Annotated in this window: 17 protein-coding genes and 1 pseudogene; all 18 read right to left on the reverse strand. The window is 54.1% G+C overall.

Features of this window, described 5'->3' with window-relative positions:
- Positions 1-143 precede the first annotated feature (143 nt).
- Positions 144-740 carry a suppressor of fused domain protein gene (locus tag QE435_RS00495; RefSeq protein ID WP_349039802.1) on the reverse strand — a complete coding sequence of 199 codons (597 nt, stop codon included), beginning with the start codon at positions 738-740 and terminating at the stop codon, positions 144-146.
- 443 nt (positions 741-1,183) lie between these two features.
- Positions 1,184-2,149 (reverse strand): type VI immunity family protein, encoded by a 966-nt coding sequence (locus QE435_RS00500; RefSeq protein ID WP_349039803.1) that lies wholly within the window; start codon positions 2,147-2,149, stop codon positions 1,184-1,186.
- 219 nt (positions 2,150-2,368) lie between these two features.
- Complete coding sequence (locus QE435_RS00505; protein WP_349039804.1) at positions 2,369-3,355, reverse strand: type VI immunity family protein; 987 nt, start codon at positions 3,353-3,355, stop codon at positions 2,369-2,371.
- A 61-nt stretch (positions 3,356-3,416) separates the two neighbouring features.
- Complete coding sequence (locus QE435_RS00510; RefSeq protein ID WP_349039805.1) at positions 3,417-4,061, reverse strand: hypothetical protein; 645 nt, start codon at positions 4,059-4,061, stop codon at positions 3,417-3,419.
- Positions 4,062-4,083: 22 nt separating this feature from the next.
- Positions 4,084-4,404, reverse strand: coding sequence for a PAAR-like domain-containing protein (locus tag QE435_RS00515; RefSeq protein ID WP_349041098.1), 321 nt, complete (start codon positions 4,402-4,404; stop codon positions 4,084-4,086).
- A 42-nt stretch (positions 4,405-4,446) separates the two neighbouring features.
- A pseudogene (locus tag QE435_RS00520) lies at positions 4,447-5,437 on the reverse strand (contractile injection system protein, VgrG/Pvc8 family); the annotation flags it as partial.
- 33 nt (positions 5,438-5,470) lie between these two features.
- A complete protein-coding gene (gene comJ / locus QE435_RS00525; RefSeq protein ID WP_349039806.1) occupies positions 5,471-5,947 on the reverse strand; it encodes a competence protein ComJ in 477 nt (158 codons plus the stop codon).
- Positions 5,947-6,510, reverse strand: a complete 564-nt coding sequence (locus QE435_RS00530) for a NucA/NucB deoxyribonuclease domain-containing protein (RefSeq protein ID WP_349039807.1) — start codon at positions 6,508-6,510, stop codon at positions 5,947-5,949. The genes comJ and QE435_RS00530 overlap by 1 nt, the downstream gene beginning before the upstream one ends.
- Positions 6,510-7,730 carry a hypothetical protein gene (locus QE435_RS00535; RefSeq protein WP_349039808.1) on the reverse strand — a complete coding sequence of 407 codons (1,221 nt, stop codon included), beginning with the start codon at positions 7,728-7,730 and terminating at the stop codon, positions 6,510-6,512. Before QE435_RS00535 ends, QE435_RS00530 begins: the two co-directional genes overlap by 1 nt.
- A 3-nt stretch (positions 7,731-7,733) precedes the next feature.
- Positions 7,734-8,117 (reverse strand): PAAR domain-containing protein, encoded by a 384-nt coding sequence (locus tag QE435_RS00540; protein ID WP_349039809.1) that lies wholly within the window; start codon positions 8,115-8,117, stop codon positions 7,734-7,736.
- 332 nt (positions 8,118-8,449) lie between these two features.
- Positions 8,450-9,157, reverse strand: a complete 708-nt coding sequence (locus QE435_RS00545) for a hypothetical protein (RefSeq protein WP_349039810.1) — start codon at positions 9,155-9,157, stop codon at positions 8,450-8,452.
- Between the two features lie 333 nt (positions 9,158-9,490).
- Entirely contained in the window at positions 9,491-10,081 is a 591-nt protein-coding gene (locus QE435_RS00550; RefSeq protein WP_349039811.1) for a hypothetical protein, read from the reverse strand.
- A 25-nt stretch (positions 10,082-10,106) separates the two neighbouring features.
- Entirely contained in the window at positions 10,107-11,861 is a 1,755-nt protein-coding gene (tssI, locus tag QE435_RS00555) for a type VI secretion system tip protein TssI/VgrG (RefSeq protein ID WP_349039812.1), read from the reverse strand.
- Between the two features lie 104 nt (positions 11,862-11,965).
- Positions 11,966-12,271, reverse strand: a complete 306-nt coding sequence (locus QE435_RS00560; RefSeq protein ID WP_296106579.1) for a PAAR domain-containing protein — start codon at positions 12,269-12,271, stop codon at positions 11,966-11,968.
- A gap of 70 nt (positions 12,272-12,341) precedes the next feature.
- The gene (locus tag QE435_RS00565) at positions 12,342-12,881 is read right to left on the reverse strand and encodes a GNAT family N-acetyltransferase (RefSeq protein ID WP_349039813.1); all 540 of its coding nucleotides are present in this window, start codon (positions 12,879-12,881) and stop codon (positions 12,342-12,344) included.
- A gap of 6 nt (positions 12,882-12,887) precedes the next feature.
- The gene (locus QE435_RS00570) at positions 12,888-13,511 is read right to left on the reverse strand and encodes a hypothetical protein (RefSeq protein ID WP_349039814.1); all 624 of its coding nucleotides are present in this window, start codon (positions 13,509-13,511) and stop codon (positions 12,888-12,890) included.
- A gap of 671 nt (positions 13,512-14,182) precedes the next feature.
- Complete coding sequence (locus QE435_RS00575; RefSeq protein WP_349039815.1) at positions 14,183-15,184, reverse strand: DUF4123 domain-containing protein; 1,002 nt, start codon at positions 15,182-15,184, stop codon at positions 14,183-14,185.
- A 5-nt stretch (positions 15,185-15,189) separates the two neighbouring features.
- Positions 15,190-17,640: a type VI secretion system tip protein TssI/VgrG gene (gene tssI, locus QE435_RS00580; RefSeq protein ID WP_349039816.1), complete on the reverse strand. Its 2,451-nt coding sequence runs from the start codon at positions 17,638-17,640 to the stop codon at positions 15,190-15,192.
- Between the last annotated feature and the right edge of the window lie 51 nt (positions 17,641-17,691).

Genomic DNA, 17,691 nt, shown 5'->3' on the forward strand with positions numbered 1-17,691 from the left:
TTAGCGCGGCTACGATGAACTTTCCCAGTGTCAAAACGCCAATGATCAGGTGATAGTGACATGGAATAGGCTAACCAACTTCCGGCGGCGTCCTTTCACATTGGAACAGTGCTTTGAGCGGGCTATTCGTGCCTGTACAATGGTCAAAATATTGAAGCTCTTTTCAAATTAAACCAATCGACGTCGCTCTCCTCGAACGCCTCCTCTAACTTTTCAATTGAGTTATCCCGTGCGAACTGCACTTCTGCTGAGGAAACGGGAACGGGCGAAAGCCATGACACTTTACGTTCACCAAAAATTTCAGTCGAGAACCCATCGAACGCAAATGGCGTTGTGAAGTAGAGATGTTGCATATCGCCGAATTTTCCGAAACGAGAAACCGCGTTACTTAAAAATGTGCCGGGTGCGCAAAACCATCTTTGCTTTATGATTGTCCGGGCAGTGAAAAAAATCATTTGTTCGAAGTCGTCGGCTTGATCTGTCTCGCAAGCACCGACAAGCTCAAGGCGAGTATCAGGATAAAAACTGCCATCGGAGGCATACAGCGGATAATTGGAAATGCCGTTGGTAGCTAAGGCCATGAGTTGATGAGAAGGGCTATCACCTACACGCCCGATAGCAACATATACGGGATCTGTTGGCTCCTCCCTGTGAATAAAGAATTTGGGACGCTCGCCCAAGCTCGTCTCAAGGTACCTTGCGAGGAGTTTCTCTTCTTGTGAAATTTGTGGAAGGGTCAACGCCTCAATCTCCGTGATATAAGCTATCGAGGGCTTGCAATCCGTGCGGCCAATTGCCGCTTAGCGATTCGGGCGTATAGCGAGAAGCGCTTTTATATCATTTCGGAACTATCAACCAGTAACCCTAAACACACCTTTTGCCGTCATCGAGCGTGCCTCGTTCGGCTTTCACAGTCGCTGAGTCACAAGCTTCCGCCTCGCCTCCGAGCTCAATGGTACGGCCCCATACCAGATTTATCGATGTCCCCAAAGCCGGCATCCCAGTCCGCCCATCCGGCGTGGCCTGTTGTCGTTTGACGTTGAGGCAACGTCCATATGAGCGCCTTTATCTTTAAGACTGCTTTACGCCGGGCAGGATGGAGCGCCCCGCATGTCAGAATTTTTATGGCAATGGGCAATACCCTTGAGTGGTAAAGGCTTCGGTCAAATTGGACCCCGGTCGATCAATCGAAGCGCCTGATCCAACTCAACGTCTCTTCCATGTCGTCATATGGCTCGGGCAAGGCAATCAATCCCAGCTTGTAGTCTTTGAACCGCACCACTTTCAGCGCTCCGGAAACCCGACGATAGTCATCGAGGACGATCCCGCGGTTGTTGTCTCCCAGTTGCGGTTCGTCTCCCGCTTGGACTATCACACCGCCGTTGAAGTCAAAAACCGGGCACGAGCTTCCCAATTTAGCTTCCAGTACCTGCCTTCCGCCAAGGCGCTCGACAATTCCATCGGATAGAATGGTCAGCCAGTTGATCGACTTGATTTGAAGACCATCGCTACGAGCAGCCTCCACCTGAAATACATTGGGGTCAGAAAAATCCAGCCCGGGAAACCGTTTCAGAGCCGGTAAGGTAGCCACTCCTCCAGAACTCCCGGAAAAGGAGCCGTGTTCGAACAGAACGCTAAAGCCGGCACCGCCGTGAACGGCATCGACCATAGAGCACCAGCGGCTAACGAGATCGCGAAAATAATGATATCCTTTTTCAACGATGAAGGAGCAGGGAAAGTACGCGCAAATGCTGGAATTTCCGTGCGGAAAAAGAGGCTCGGGACCGCTCACCGTGAATGAAATCGCCAAAGCCTGGGGCTCGTCGACAACCCTCTTGTCAGGATAACCGAACACCATCGCGTCCATCGGCTCATCCGGTGAAATCGTGCTGGCCTTTGCGTCAAAATAATTCAGATAAGCCTCACCATCGATCATGGTCAGCCGGTTCGCATCGACCTTGAGATAGTGCGATAACCGACCATGGAATAGGGCATGGTACTCCCTCAGTATTTTGCAAAGCGCCAGACGTGTCGTTACCGCTTGGCCATTCGAAAGGTAGAGCTCGAAGGCAAACCCCACTTTCGCGACAACGAAGCCATTGTTAAGCAATTTGACTTCATCAAGCCTTTTTGCATGATCAGGTGTCAACTGTACTCACTCATTGTTTCATCTCTCGAGGCCCAGCTATCTGGGCGGTCGTGCCGGTCACGCAGGAGATAAAGTTTCAGCGCGAAACCTATTTGAGAAACGACGGTGCTGTAATCTTTCAGCTCGACTTGTCCGGTTCTCTCAGGATTTCAGATGAATGTAAATTTCGCCCACGCCTAAACAAACGGCCACTTTTCAGGCTGATATTTTTAAGATCCATCAATCGAACCGTTTGACCCAATTGATTGTCTCCTCCAAGGAATCTAGAGGCTGTGGCGCGTCGATCAACGGACGCTGGTGTTCGTTAAAGCGTATTGGCTGCATTATTCGAGAAACGTGTCGATACGCCTTCGGTATCACCCCCCTATTCACATCGCCCAGTTCCGGTCTCTCACCCGCCTGAACAATAATTCCTCCGCTGTAAGGGTAAATGGGACATGACGTTTCCAAATCTTCCATAAGTTTCGCTTGTCCCCCAAGTTTGCTTACCAAACCGTTGTCAATAAAGGTTAACCAATTTATGGTTCTAATAGCTCGTATCCGTAGACGGTTCATGCGAACGTACCAACGAGAATGTTCCGGGACATCAAGACCAGGAAACCGTCTTGCAATTGGAAATGCCAGCAGACGATCAGAAAGTCCCTGCCGTCCTTCATTGAACAGGATCGAAAGACCGGCCGTGCCATAGGCGGGTTTCAGCTTTTCGCACCAGCTGCTGATGAGCGATCGATAGTGTTCATAACCAACTGATTCTGGCCAGCTGGCGGGCATATAAATGCTGATGCTTGAAAACTCTCGGGTTTCGGTTTCTCCGATAGCTTCGGCATAATAGATGGTGGGATCGTCGAGATCGCCTCCGTAGGGGTACCCGAACAATGTGGCTTCGAAACCATCATCATTCTTCACATCGTCCGGCTTGCGTGCAAGCTCCCTAATATAGCTGTCATAATCGACGCCACGCAAAGTACTCAGCTTGCGTCCATTATGCGGAATATAGTGGGTCAGCTTGTCATTGAATATTTGTCTGTACTCGAGGATGACGTCCGCCATGGCTTCGCGCATTTCTAGGCTGGTTGCCTTTTGTAACGCAAAATCGATGTAGTGTCCGAACCGCAGCATGGGAACACCACGATCGGATGCGATGCCGACGCTGTCTAAAAAACTCCAGTCGCGGGCATCTGCTGTAAGCGCTCTTTCGTCTGTCATTATTGCTTTCGCCTCATTGACGCTATTTGATCTGCAACTAGTATTTAATGGGCTGCAGCAGTTATAAGCGCTCCGCCACCGAGAAGCGCAGCAAGGGCTGCACCACCGTAGTAGACTGCGCCACCCGTCGCGACGCCAGCGACCACACCCCCCCAGCCTTCCACGGATTTTCTTGGGCCCAGCGCATCGGATCACTCACTAGCGAAGCTGGCTCCTTAGCCGGTGAAGCAGCAGGCGCCGGAGCCGGCGCGCTTCCCCCTCCGCCTGAGCAATCGCAATCATTTTTGAAGTTCACGTCCTCACGGGTCATGTCGTGCTGTTTTGTAATTTCATCAATATTTCGGCTTTGTCGGCCTCGCATTCGATCTCCAGGTCCGTTGTACTCCGTGCCTGTATTGTTATCGAGATCGATAAAGTCGATCGGACGTTTGCCGCCGCCATGCATCATAGAACCATCCGGGCGCCGGCGCATCGTCCACTGGCCATCATTCAGGTCCCAAGCGACCTCTGCTTCAATGTTGCGGTTGTTGTTACCTGCCCATTGGCGCATCTTATCGGCGACGCAACGGCCATTCATTGTTCCAGCCTTTTGGCACTCACAGGCCGCTTTGCAAATCTGGTCCAGAAGTTCTCGATTTTTTTCATCTCGCACAGGTCCGGTGAAATACCCGCCCGCCGAGATTGTGTTACCTTTGTTCAGCAGCATGCGATCAGTCAGACGTGTGACGTTACGGCCCTCCAATGAAAACGTTGGGCGACCAGGACAGGAACGTGGCGCGGTGCAGGTTGACGCCGGAGATCACTCCGCCGCCAACCCCCGGCTCGTCGCCAAAGGAGCGATAGAATTCCGAACCTTTTACGCCGTTCATCGCACCGCCGTGCGAAAAGACGGTCACCGTGCCTTTGGCAAGGTCGCGCGAATAGGCGACATTCGCATAGGGCAAGGGCTTGTCTGGGCTTTTGCATACGTCAGGGAGGGTGGAGCGCACCCATCCGTCGGAGTGTTTGTGGCAAAGCGTAAGGCCGTTGATCGAAACTGTCTCTCTCACGCCGCTACTCCTTGACGGTTGAAGGACTCTAGCACCGTGACCAAGCGCGCGGTTGCCGCCAATGGAGGCCACCTCGTGACGGTCGATGCGCTTGGTGCGGTCGTTGAGAACTCGCGTCGTCTGGTCCTTCTGGGCGTGGAAGAACTGGTTCTCCTTGCCAGCCTCATCCTCAAAGGTGATTTCGTTGAAGCCCTGGCCCTTGTGGGTGTTGGAACGCAGCACCATGCGCGTCTTGTTGGCGGGCAGATCGTAAGGCACCGAGTTGGCAGGGTTGTTGACCACGCCGATGACAAGCGGTCGATCCGGGTCGCCATCGACAAACGCAACCATTACCTCCATGCCGATGCGCTTCTGCCACCGTCTTGATGCGGGACGGATACTCGTAAAGCTCGCGCTTCGTCGCATCCGGCATCTGCACCAGTGACGGCGTCATGGTGCCCGGCACCATGGAGGGTGTCTCGAAGTTCCAGTCAGCACCTGCCCGCTGACCCGGTACATAAGAGAAGCGGCGGGCCCAATCATTGATGTGGTTGCGGTCCGACGAGCCCTGCGCCAGCCTTACCCTGCCCTCGCCTTGAGCGGAAGGGGATGGTCCAAGCCAACCATTGGCGCTATCGGCAACATGCAGCTTGTGGGAGCCGTCCTCATGGGAAAACCAATAGAAGAGGCCATCCTCCTCGAAGCGTCGCAGGAGGTAGTCGAGGTCCGTTTCATTCCATTGAACGCTGTAGTGCTGCGGTGGCGGAGGGGTGATGATGCCGGATGTGTCGGGTGCTGGAATGCCGTGTTCGGAAAATAGCGTTTCAGCAATTTCCACCACCGTCTTGTCCATCCAGATGCGGCAGTCGGAGCGACGCGAGAGCAGCCACATCTGTGGGCGAATGGTCATGGCATAGGAGCGAAGGCCACGGGTGATGGGCGGGCCTTCATGCAGTTCCGTCACCAGGCCGTTGAACGGTCGTCGGATACCGCTGCCCTCTTCGCCATCGCCCTGGCTCACCTCCACAGAGACATCGACCAGCCGACCGATCAGTCTCTACTGTTGAACTATCCGGAGCCCGCGCTTTTATGCCTGTCGAGCGTCCCGACGTAGGACTTTGTCCGTCGCCAACTCCAAACCCTGTTTTAAAATTTCAAATGATGGATTGCTGGTCGGTACGAAGGTTATCGAAAGCAAGTAAGCCATCCCCTCTAATGGTGCTTGGCTTCCGGGAAGCGCTTGAAAAACAACATTATAGAGACCGTTGGGCACCACAACATCATGCATGTTAGCAATCGTCCCCACTTTTAAGGGCCGCGTTACCTCAAATGGAGTCTGAACCGCCCACTCAGCTTCTGGGTCGAGTTCAAACGTCTCGGTCAGATCTATCCTAAGAAAGCATTGGCCGTCATGGTCAGGAACACCAAAACTGACAATGCCCTCGGCCCACGCAAACCCTTGGTTGACATGCTCATCATCCCAGAGCAAGCCAGGCCGCGGCAGATCGGCGAGGTGAACGACAACTTGCGTGTAGAGAACAGTCAACGGAAATTCAGCGATCATTAGGGACCCACTACCATTGTAATCTTACATCCTTCAGGAACACCCGCGAGTTGCGCCCCCAATTGCCCCCCTGCGCTTCGATTGTCGCTACGAGGAATATCCCTCACGCTAGCACCGGCACCGCCTTCTGCAAAGGTTGCGGGTGGATATTCATCCCGATCCATGCCAGGCTTGGTCGGGATGCCACGCAAGGACGCAGCACGTCTTGCATCGGTTCCAGGTCTATCGAGTGTTAACACGTTCGGTTTGCCAGCGGCTTGTGCATCAACGATGTGTTGAGCAGCTTGCGGTGATGCAGCACGCGAGATCGTGACGGTTCGCTCACACGGGCAATCGTCACAGGGTTCGTCACGCGTCCTTGTTTGGGCAAGCTGGTTTGCCAGTGCAGCTGCTTGCGCAAGTTGTGCTGCTTTCCTTGCTCGTTCAGCAGCGAGCGCAGCTTCCGCTGCGGTGGTGACGGCCTGCGCGGCACGCACCGCCCTGTAGCCCTGATAGGCGCGGTAGCCGATCATCGCAAGACGACCTAAACCAACGGCAACCGGAATCGCTAAAGGAAGAGCCATTAGCCCCCCTCCAATACACGTTTACCTTGGATTTCAGACTGCCCAATTTTTACCATGGCCTCCATGATCTGATTCAGAGTTTGATCTGCATCACGAGAGGACTTTAAAGCGGATTTGATCTCCTCTTCCTCACCGATCGCCTCATTCGAAGACGACATGAGAAATGCCCATTGCCCATGGGCTCGCTCGGAGCGAAGTCCAAGCTTTTGTCCCTGGGCTTCGTAGAACAATACCTTCCTGCGCAACTCAGCGTCAGAAAGATTATTATTTTCAGGATCGGCACTGCGGAGATAGGTCATGATCCGCTTCCGGGAAACGTCCAGTCGAGACGCACTCATGGCAGACATAGCATCGCGATCGAGCGTGAGAAGACCTCGCGGCGCCGCGATATCACTACCCCTACGAGCTCTCTTGATTCCCCCGCCCCAAACTTCATCTGGCGCAAAGATGATAGTCAAACCTGGCCCGAAGAGCCGGGCGACCTGAGCCTCGTTCAACGCTGGGATAGTTTGCATCATGACGTTGGCATCAGCATGGCGGAATATGACCATCTCGCTATGTGCAACCTCGTCGCAGCGAGTGGGCTCGCCCTCGCCAGCGGCGGCAGATTCAATTTCATTGCTGACGCGCGGCCCTTCAATGGAAACCGAACTATCTCTCCAATCTTTTGGGACGACTATCCTGTTGAGACCGCGCAGATGCCGGTAAAGTCGCTCGGCGGATAAGGTTTGATCACCGCACCAGAAGACAGGCGCTGGCTTGCCTTTACTCAATTCCAAAAGTTTGCGAAGACGTGCGGTCGCGAGCGACGGATCCTCTTCGTTGACTGGTAGCATCCCGCCGCCGGTAGCATCACCAGCATTCAACAATAAGACCATTTGCTCCGAGAGCGCGGCAGATCTCGTCGCTAACTCATCATCCGATACTTCACTCTCATCATTCAAGAATGATGCGGACTCTAAGCTTAGAATAGCGGGCTGGCGAGGGTCTACGAACCAAGGGCCACCAAGGATGATGGAATAATCACCACCTGCATAGCGATAGAGGGGTCTGTGCGACACGTCAATCTGCTTCAACGAACGTGGAAGATCATCAAACAGAGATCCATCCACAACAGCGTAAACACGCTTGCTTGGGTCACAAACGAGTTCGGAAACCGCGCTCAGCAAGGCCTGTCCGATTGAAGACGATTCAAGCTCGTCAGTAGCAGCGGTTTGCATCGCTTATCCTCGCACCATTGGCATGGATTGGGATGCCATACTCTTCTGGCAATCCGTTCCACCCGGACCGCTAGAATCAGAGCTGCTATCATCACCGATAAAGACATTAGGCGACCCGGTTTGCGCTTGCCCACCGCAATCAATTGCATCACCGATACGACCTGCGGGTTTGCCATTGACAAAAACTGTCGATGACCCGGCGGCGAGTTTGCGGCCGTGAGCGGGTTCAGGACAAACCGGACAACCGTGCGGAACGTAAGCGTCGCCCACCCGCATCAACGGCTTGTTGTTAACAAACACATTTGGACTTCCGCCCTTAGCAAGCGTTGGAGGGAAGTGACAAGAATGACCGGAGCCGACGTCGGCTCGGCGGTGAGCCTCTGGCATTGGAATCCTCCCTTTTCAGTTCCAACCAATGTGCAACGACCTCAATCTCGATCGCTCTCGGATTCTAACCAGTTCCGCATGAGAACCATCATCGCATACAGTACGCTCACCAAATGAGCGAACATTTTTCTGTAAATACGCAAGTAATTCTAAGCAAAAATCCATCATAGTCCAAAATACTACCGCAATAAAAGAGTAGATATGTCTTTGTGAACTCTCCACCGGATAAAGCCGGTGGAGAGTTCACAAACTTCGATCATCCCATAATTCCGACTGATGCTTCACCGAAAAATACTTTTTTACTTCTAAAATCCGGATACGTCATAGTATTACTAGAATGCTCGACGTATCTGTTCACCAAGTTTTCTAAGTGTTTGACGGGGTATTGGAACGTGATCTTCGATACTCCTAATCCAGTCGCCACTTGCATCGCGTGATGTATGCGCAGCATTCCATGCAGTTCGCCCAGTACTTCCAGACGCAATGATCTGTTGTGGCGAACCATTTCCAGTATAGTCGTTCGCGAGGTCGATAGTGACATTCGCTCCAAACAAGTCTCCAGGAGACCAGTCGACTGTAAGGAGGGTTCGAGTCATCGGCAAAGCACCCCCTCCTGGAAGTTGTGTTGCAGCTGTCCCAATGCGTATATGCGAACCTAGAAAAAGCACGTTTTTGGAGGAATCAACCAGAAAGCTTTCACAGTTCGGGAAGCCATCTCCCGAAATTGCAGAAGAAATGTATATCTTTTTCTCTGTTCTGTTGATCCTGAGGCTAAACTCATGCGTAACATCGAGATCCGGCACCGCCCCGTTCCAACGTTCCCAGACTTTCCAACTCCCGCCGCGTGTGTCAGAGCCTCCATCGGACACGTCACCACCGAGAACCCAGTGCCCAAGGTCCGTATCGGCACCATAGAAAGCGAAATTTTTTCCTGCGTAAGACAAGCGACCATTCACACTTTGATCACCATCTTCTCTGTAGGGTGAAAATATTACCTGTGGTGTTTTTGCGCGGGTGTTTTCTGGGTTGGGAATAGTCATTTTCCATCTTTGGCAGTACGTCGCGCCGTGTCCTCCACTCCATTTGAGGTATATCCACCCCTCTGTCGGCAAGTTCATCCCTTGCGATAATCTCAACACCACGGTCGCCTCGTCCTTCAAGCACTCGAGGTATGACTTCATTGGATGATGGATCCGAGAAGCAGCGTTCGCGTGTCAATTTGGCGGCTTTCAAGTCTATTGTAACTTCATGGGTAATTCTCGAGGTTACACTCAAACTTGACGAAAACCCTCTTGAGTCGCCGTGAAATCCAAGCCCACCCATCCCGAAATTCCTATCAGGGTGGAAGGACCGCGTTACCAAAAGCAATTGGCTCATTTGGTGTCCCTTACATAGTCCTGAATTGCAGTCGCCGACAGGGACAATACACGACCTGCTGGGAATCGTTTGATAGAAACAGCTGTCCTATCTTCGCTCGTAAACGCCAAATCAAAATTCGAAGAAAGCAGACGCGCCCACGCCTCATCGTACGTTGGGCCACGCACATGTATTACGCTCATGGATGGCCAATTTACCGCCTGTTTCGTTTCGGGGTCGGTGACTTCAGCGCTCCCTATCAATATTTGCTTGGTTTCTAAAGCTCCCGAATTGTCGCCGGGAAGAGATTGAAACTTGAAGCTATACGTTCCACTCGCGGGATAGACGAAATCTATAACTGAAGCGGGGGAGGAGACCCGCACATGGAACTCCTTTTCAGCACCATCTTTGTTGCCCGCCTCCGTTTCAATAGCGCGCCATTCGTCATCGGAAATTTGGCGTCCAGAGACGACTACCGCCCCTCCCTCTTTTTTTAGTGGCTCGTCCACATGGATAATTAACCGAGTACGCAATTCTGACTCCTCCGCTGCGCAGTATGCGCAAGGTAAAGACAAAGCAAAAAAGATGGTCAGGCTGAGTTTCTTCATAAAATCCCTACCTACCGGCGATTTCTCAATTTAGGTCAATGCGATTTGCTGTCATCTTCACCGAACTTTCTTCCTCTACGATGAAATTTACGCCTTTGAGCTTAACAGTTCCGTCAGGTAGCATGCGCATTTCCGATTTTCCGCAGCGAAGAAGTATCTCTTCGTGAGCGTCGATAATTTTCTTTCCGCCGACAACCTCACTCGAAGTGGCCACAGCGCTCTCATAGATCGCTCCGCCAACATTAACAGTATGGAGACCACCGACTGTCACGATATTGGCCCCACCTACGGTCAATGTTGAGGCGCCAAGCGCGTTTATCGAAACCGCCCCGGATGCATTGATTGTATAGTTACCACTACCGCTCATTGCGGGCATTGTTTTTGCAAGGAAGTATGCTGCATCGCGAACACCAAAAGAACTATTGGCAAGCGGACCGCGCACGACACCACCTCCTATACCCGTTCCTATATTTAATGTTGCGTTTTGACCGATGTGTGTCATTTGACTAGACTGGACCTCCGTCAGCGACGCTCCACCAACTGAAGTGATTTTGTTTGCATCCACCCTCTCAGTCGCGTGGTTTCGTACTTTCAAAGTCAAATCTTTCTGTGCATGCAAAAATACTTCTTCGAGCCCGCTTTCGTCTTCAAAGGACAATTCGTTAAAGCCAACCCCCTTATGTGTTTGAGTCCTAAAGGTGCTCTTCGTCTTGTTGGCTGGCAGCTCATAAGGAACCACTTGCTTCGCATTCGGCACCACTCCCGTCACCAGAGGCCGGTCCGGGTCGCCATCGACAAACGCAACCATTACCTCCATGCCGATGCGCGGGATAATCTGTCCGCCCCAGCTTGAACCTGCCCAGTTCTGCGCCACGCGCACCCAGCACGTATCTGTCCCATCCTTCTTCGCCTTTCGGTCCCATGGGAACCACAGCTTGATGCGGCCATATTGGTCCGGGTGGATTTCTTCTTCCTCCGGGCCTGCAACGATCGCCACCTGTGTGCCCTCGATCCGTGGGCGCTTGGTCGTCCGGTGCGGGGTCAGCGGCACGCGCGACGGGATGGCCTCAAAGCTGTTGCGGTATTCAGGCTCGTTGCCGTTTGTCTCATAGGAGCGATCGACGATGGTGTGGGTCGCCTTGATGATCACATGCTCTTCATACTCATGCTCGGGATGGGCTACTTCATAAGGCGTAAAGCGCCGTCCAGCTTCGAGGATGCGGGAGGTGGATGCGCCGAAGACGCGGTCATGGTCGGCTTCGATGGCCTGGGTTCGAAGCTTCTGAGCGCGTTCTGCTTCTGCTACCGTCTTGATGCGAGAGGGATACTCGTAAAGCTCGCGCTTGGTCGCATCCGGCATCTGCACCAATGATGGCGTCATGGTGCCCGGCACCATGGAGGGTGTCTCGAAGTTCCAGTCCGCCCCTGCCCGCTGGCCCGGCACATAGGAGAAGCGGCGCGCCCAGTCATTGATGTGGTTGCGGTCCGACGAGCCCTGCGCCAGCCTGACCCTGCCTTCACCTTGGGCGGACGGAGATGGTCCAAGCCAACCATTGGCGCTATCGGCCACATGCAGCTTGTGGGAGCCATCCTCATGGCTAAACCAGTAGAACAGTCCATCCTCCTCGAAACGGCGCAGGAGATAATCGAGGTCCGTTTCGTTCCATTGAACGCTGTAATGCTGCGGTGGCGGCGGTGGGATGATGCCGGATGTGTCGGGTGCAGGAATCCCGTGTTCGGAAAACAGCGTCTCGGCAATCTCAACCACCGTCTTGTCCATCCAGATACGGCAGTCGGAGCGGCGCGAGAGCAGCCACATTCGCAGGTGAAGTAAGGTAATATGCTTTTGCTCACAGACCGCGGCGTAGGTAAAGATAATCGCTTCTACTCAAACGTCAGCCAGGAAACACCCTGCACTAATTTTCCTCCGTGAGCGCAGGAGTCACCAAGTCGAGCAATCTTTTTTCCTTCAATGTTTGCCACCGAAGAACCCTCCGTGATTTTATCAGAGGTTGTTGGCACGCCCGTGCACAGTAAACTGTCTCCGACAGTGGCAATCGGCACTCCCTCGACTGTAACGAAGCTTTGCTGACTAGAGACAACAGGTCCTCCAACATGCGGTTTTGGCCCAGGATCGACCATTGGACAAACATGCATATGGCCCTTAAGGGAAACTGAGCGGCCAACCATTATGAATACCTCTTTTTCACCTGCATACTCATTCAATCTCGAATCTACGTCACCACCGCCTTCACATCATTCATCTTCCCCGGCCGTTCTGTCGCATGAGAACACAGTCTCGCCGTTCTGACGAAACAAGCGGATGTATTCTGTGATGCGGCAGCATTCTTTCGACGTGAAAGTCGACCTTTTCAAGCAGACGGATTAAAGGCGCCACCTTCGCGTCGATCAGTGTCCATGCTTTTGTTAGACCAAGCTCAGAAATCAGCCCGCGCATGATCTCTTCTGAGAAACCCTGGCCTGAAAAATCAGGCATTAAAGCGCCGCCAAGTTCTTCGTCTGGGCCGATGTTCACGAATCCGATAGGCTCATCCACTACTTCTTTTCGTGCGACGACGTAAGTAATCAGGCCCTTGTCCCAGCTCTCGTCCCACTCAACGATTATGTGATTGACGTCAGTCAATGTGCCAGTGAACGGGACGGGGCTGTAACGGAAAAGCTCCGGATCCGTAAGCATGACGTAAAGTCTTTCAGCGTCGCTCAGAACAGGCCGCCGAAGTATGAGCCTAGTGGTAGCGATTTTGTCAGGGCCTCTCTGCTTGGCCAAATATTTCGACATGCCTTACTACTCCAAAACTGAGTGAACGATAAATCGCTCCATCTCTTCCTCGGGGAGATATGGCTTCTCGCGCAAGATTACAGTACGGCCCTGGAAACGCTCATCACCGTCGCTAAGCGTTCGCACACCTGCGGCCTTTTCTGTAACGCAGAAGCCATCAGTCGAAATGGCAAGCTCATCGAATGCAGCTTCCGTGTTGGCATACCTGCCCGGTCTGCCGTTAAGACGCTCCAGCACCGCCAAAGCCTCCAGCGCTCCCACTGCTAGCAAGTCGACTCCATCAAGAAATATAGGTCGCTGCCCAATAGCGGGCATTATCTCGACTAAGCGCTCAGCTTCATATCTGAGAATAAGGCCCGGGTTGCCCCGAGTTTCCGTGACGCTATCCGAAGATGGGCCAACCTGAGCATATGCGGCTATGAAAGCCTGCTTCTCTTCGTCGCTCATTGCTCCGCCAAATTGCTCTAACGTGTCTTTCAAAAGTTTGTCAGAAGCCCGGTCGCTACCGCGACCCGCAATCGCGCCATAAGTTTTCGACCAATGGTCAACCTCCGCTGGAGACATACCAAATTTGAGCTGACCCAGTCCTTCGCGTGGAAAAATCTTCCAATCATCCCCTGCCGTAATCATGATCCGTTCCTATTTCATTATTCCGTTTCGTTTAAGGCACTCGGCATACGCCGTCGCCTGCGCTATGGCCGAGTCGTATTTTGTTGGGTCGCCCTGCAACGTTGCCACTCTACGGGCGTCAACGACGTCAGCCATGAAGGCAGCGTAGGTCTGGCCGCGCGAAAGAAGGCCGCGTTGCAGCGCGTAGCTTGGTCCATGAACGCGGCCACCATACGAAGCGGTGAGGCGATGATCAACCGGATCCATTTGTATCGCTGGCCCCACAGGTCTGGGCAAAGGTGATTTTGAATCTGCTGGCATATGGTGGCTGTCTAGTCCATCTCCCACCGTCTCGGGAGTATCAGTCATGCAGCCGTGAGCTCCGCCGCGGTAGGCGCTGCCAGGAACTCCACAGGCAAGATAAGCGCAGGGATTTTGGGCGCAGCGAGCGCAAGTTACGGTTCGAGTTGCAGGTACTGCCTGATCCTCTGACTGAGCTTCCGACTGGGCATTTGACATTGCTCCGCTGACGCCGTTAACGATGTCATCGCCATAGACGATTGCTCCTGTCGTTACTACGGCCCCTCCGAGTAACCATGCGGCGGTGCCTGCGGAAATAGTCGCTCCGCCTGCTGCGGCCGTTCCTCCACCAGCGAGCGCGAGCCCGCCTCCAACTGCCAACAAGGGAGGCATCAGTCAGCTCTCCTATGGACGCGAACAACGCTCTTCGTCTTATTAAATAGCACTGCAAAATTTTGGTCAGGAGTATCTGGACCAGATCGAATATAGGCTCGCACCTCAGGCGCCTGACCGCTTTTCTCATCAGAAATCAACATCATGAACGCCCATAGTTTCCGAGAGTACTCTAGCCTCAATCCAAGTTCCTCCGCTTCAGTATCCTGCCGCCGCACAAGGTCGCGCAATTCGTTGTCACTCTTTGTAACGGTAAAATCCGGCGCAACCTTCCGCAGGTAAGCCACGCGTTTGCCCACGACTGCTTCCCGACGTTGATGCTCAATTTCATCAATATTTCTCATGTTGAAAGTCAGAAAACCCCTAGGCGCAGACGCGGCATCACCCTTGCGGCTGGCTCGCATTATACTGTCGCCCCACTCCTCATCCGGTTGGAAGATGATCGCGTCTGCTGGGCCAAGAAGACGAAGATACTGACCTTGGCTGAGTGTGGGTATAATTTGAGCCATTACGTTAGGGTCACTATGGCGCAGGATGACCCTCTTCAGGTGACCGTGCAGGGCTACGGATTCATCCGCGTTGGGGCGTGGATCGACCTCATAGCTTTTGCCTTGATCCACTTGTGCATGTCTTGGAAACAGCACTACGTTGATTTTTCTCAAATGGTGATAAAGCTTCTCACCACCAGCTGCGCATTCCCAAAAAACGCAAGCGTGCTTACCTTTGATCAAGTCGATCAGCCGATCCAGTGAGGCTTGTCTAATTGGCCTCTTCACTGTTTGGGAAGCTGCATGAAGCCCTCGGTCAAGCCACACCAATTGCGGGGCGCACCGGTCTTGATCTTGGCCACCTCGCGAGGACGCGCGGTAGAGAGATCGATGAAATAGATCTCCATCAGACAGCGTTGTTGGAAGATCGGGAAATTGTGCACCATCAAGGACTGCAAACAATGGCCTTTGCGACCGCTGCAAAACCTCTTGAAGTTTAGACAAATCAGCCATCGTGACTAACCAACAAACGGAGTTGAAGTTGCCGTCATATTTCGTAAGCAAGAGGGAGCTTCACCCGGTCCGCCTTTCTTGAAGTTGATCTGGTTGCCTTCGATATCGATCTTCAGCGCGAAGAGTTTGATGCCGCTTTTCGTGAGAGAGATGTACCCGCCCGGCGTGGAAAGCCTAATTTCGTCATCCCCGAATATCTCCCAGATCTTTGCTTCACCGTGATACTTTTCCTCGGACACAAGATTGTAGAGCTTGCCGACATTGACGGTAATCTTCTCACCGACGCGCGTGTACTGGCCCTTTCCAACCTCGACATATTGCTCATTGCCTATGCTCAGGTTTTGCTGCTTTCCGACCTGCCGGACTTCGGTCTGGCCGATGTTGGTCACCTTGCTGACGCCAATCTGCTCAGCCTTTGCAACGCCAACGGACGTGGACTGAAACGCCCCGATGATCGTGTTCATAATGCCCGGCAGCGGGAACAGGCCTGAAGCATCGCTGCCGACGCCTGTGCCTGACCCGGCAAGAGCGGTACCTGCGTCGGCCCTTGGGCTTGGCCCCGATACGACTCCTTCTCGCGAAGACAGGCCACCAGCGCCAAGAAAGCCAAGTGCCGATGAAGCAATTGTGGTGGCAAAGGCCGCAACACCCGGACCACCGCCACCCGCTATCTGCGCCGCCTGACTGAGTAACGCCGCCGTCTGCCCGGACAGCGCCTGCACACCCGCCATAGCCATCATCGCCATCGGCCCTGTGCCACCAACGACGGTGTTTACCGATCCACCAATCTCGTGCTTCTGGTTGCCCGAAACCTCCACCGCCCTGTTGCCACCGATGGAAGCGACCTCATGCCGGTCGATGCGCTTGGTGCGGTCGTTCAGAACACGAGTGGTCTGATCCTTCTGGGCATGGAAGAACTGGTTCTCTTTGCCCGCCTCGTCCTCGAAGGTGATTTCGTTGAAGCCTTGGCCCTTGTGCGTGTTGGAGCGCAGCACCATGCGGGTCTTGTTGGCGGGCAGGTCGTAAGGCACGGAGTTGGCGGGATTGTTGACCACGCCCGTCACCAGCGGGCGATCAGGGTCGCCATCGACGAAGGCAACCATCACCTCCATGCCGATGCGGGGGATGACCTGTGCACCCCAAGTGCCGCCGCCCCAAGCCTGGCTAACACGCACCCAGCACGTATCTGTCCCATCCTTCTTCGCCTTTCGGTCCCATGGGAACCACAGCTTGATGCGGCCATATTGGTCCGGGTGGATTTCTTCTTCCTCCGGGCCTGCAACGATCGCCACCTGTGTGCCCTCGATCCGTGGGCGCTTGGTCGTCCGGTGCGGGGTCAGCGGCACGCGCGACGGGATGGCCTCAAAGCTGTTGCGGTATTCAGGCTCGTTGCCGTTTGTCTCATAGGAGCGATCGACGATGGTGTGGGTCGCCTTGATGATCACATGCTCTTCATACTCATGCTCGGGATGGGCTACTTCATAAGGCGTAAAGCGCCGTCCAGCTTCGAGGATGCGGGAGGTGGATGCGCCGAAGACGCGGTCATGGTCGGCTTCGATGGCCTGGGTTCGAAGCTTCTGAGCGCGTTCTGCTTCTGCTACCGTCTTGATGCGAGAGGGATACTCGTAAAGCTCGCGCTTGGTCGCATCCGGCATCTGCACCAATGATGGCGTCATGGTGCCCGGCACCATGGAGGGTGTCTCGAAGTTCCAGTCCGCCCCTGCCCGCTGGCCCGGCACATAGGAGAAGCGGCGCGCCCAGTCATTGATGTGGTTGCGGTCCGACGAGCCCTGCGCCAGCCTGACCCTGCCTTCACCTTGGGCGGACGGAGATGGTCCAAGCCAACCATTGGCGCTATCGGCCACATGCAGCTTGTGGGAGCCATCCTCATGGCTAAACCAGTAGAACAGTCCATCCTCCTCGAAACGGCGCAGGAGGTAATCGAGGTCCGTTTCGTTCCATTGAACGCTGTAGTGCTGCGGTGGCGGCGGCGTGATGATGCCGGATGTGTCGGGTGCAGGAATGCCGTGCTCGGAAAACAGCGTCTCGGCAATTTCTACCACCGTCTTGTCCATCCAGATGCGGCAGTCGGAGCGGCGCGAGAGCAACCACATTTGCGGGCGGATGGTCATGGCGTAGGAGCGCAGGCCGCGGGTGATGGGCGGGCCTTCATGCAGTTCCGTCACCAACCCGTTGAACGGTCGTCGTACACCGCTGCCGTCTCCGCCATCGCCCTGGCTCACCTCTACAGAGACATCGACTAGCCGACCGATCAATTCCTCAGGCTTCACCGCTTCCTTCTTGGCGCGGACGCTGAGGTTGATCTCGAAGAGTTGCGACACGCTCTCCTGTATCACCATACGCTCGGGCAGAAGCTGATCCTCGCCCAGCGGCGACTTGACCTTCAGAACGCGGCTCGCCTGGATGAAGTCAGACGATGAGGGTTGGTCGGTCATGGTCTCTCTCCGCAATCAATAAAATGAGAAGCGACGCGCATGGACTGTGGC

This window comes from Agrobacterium sp. SORGH_AS 787 (genome assembly GCF_030819035.1).
Classification (GTDB): Bacteria; Pseudomonadota; Alphaproteobacteria; order Rhizobiales; family Rhizobiaceae; genus Agrobacterium; species Agrobacterium larrymoorei_B.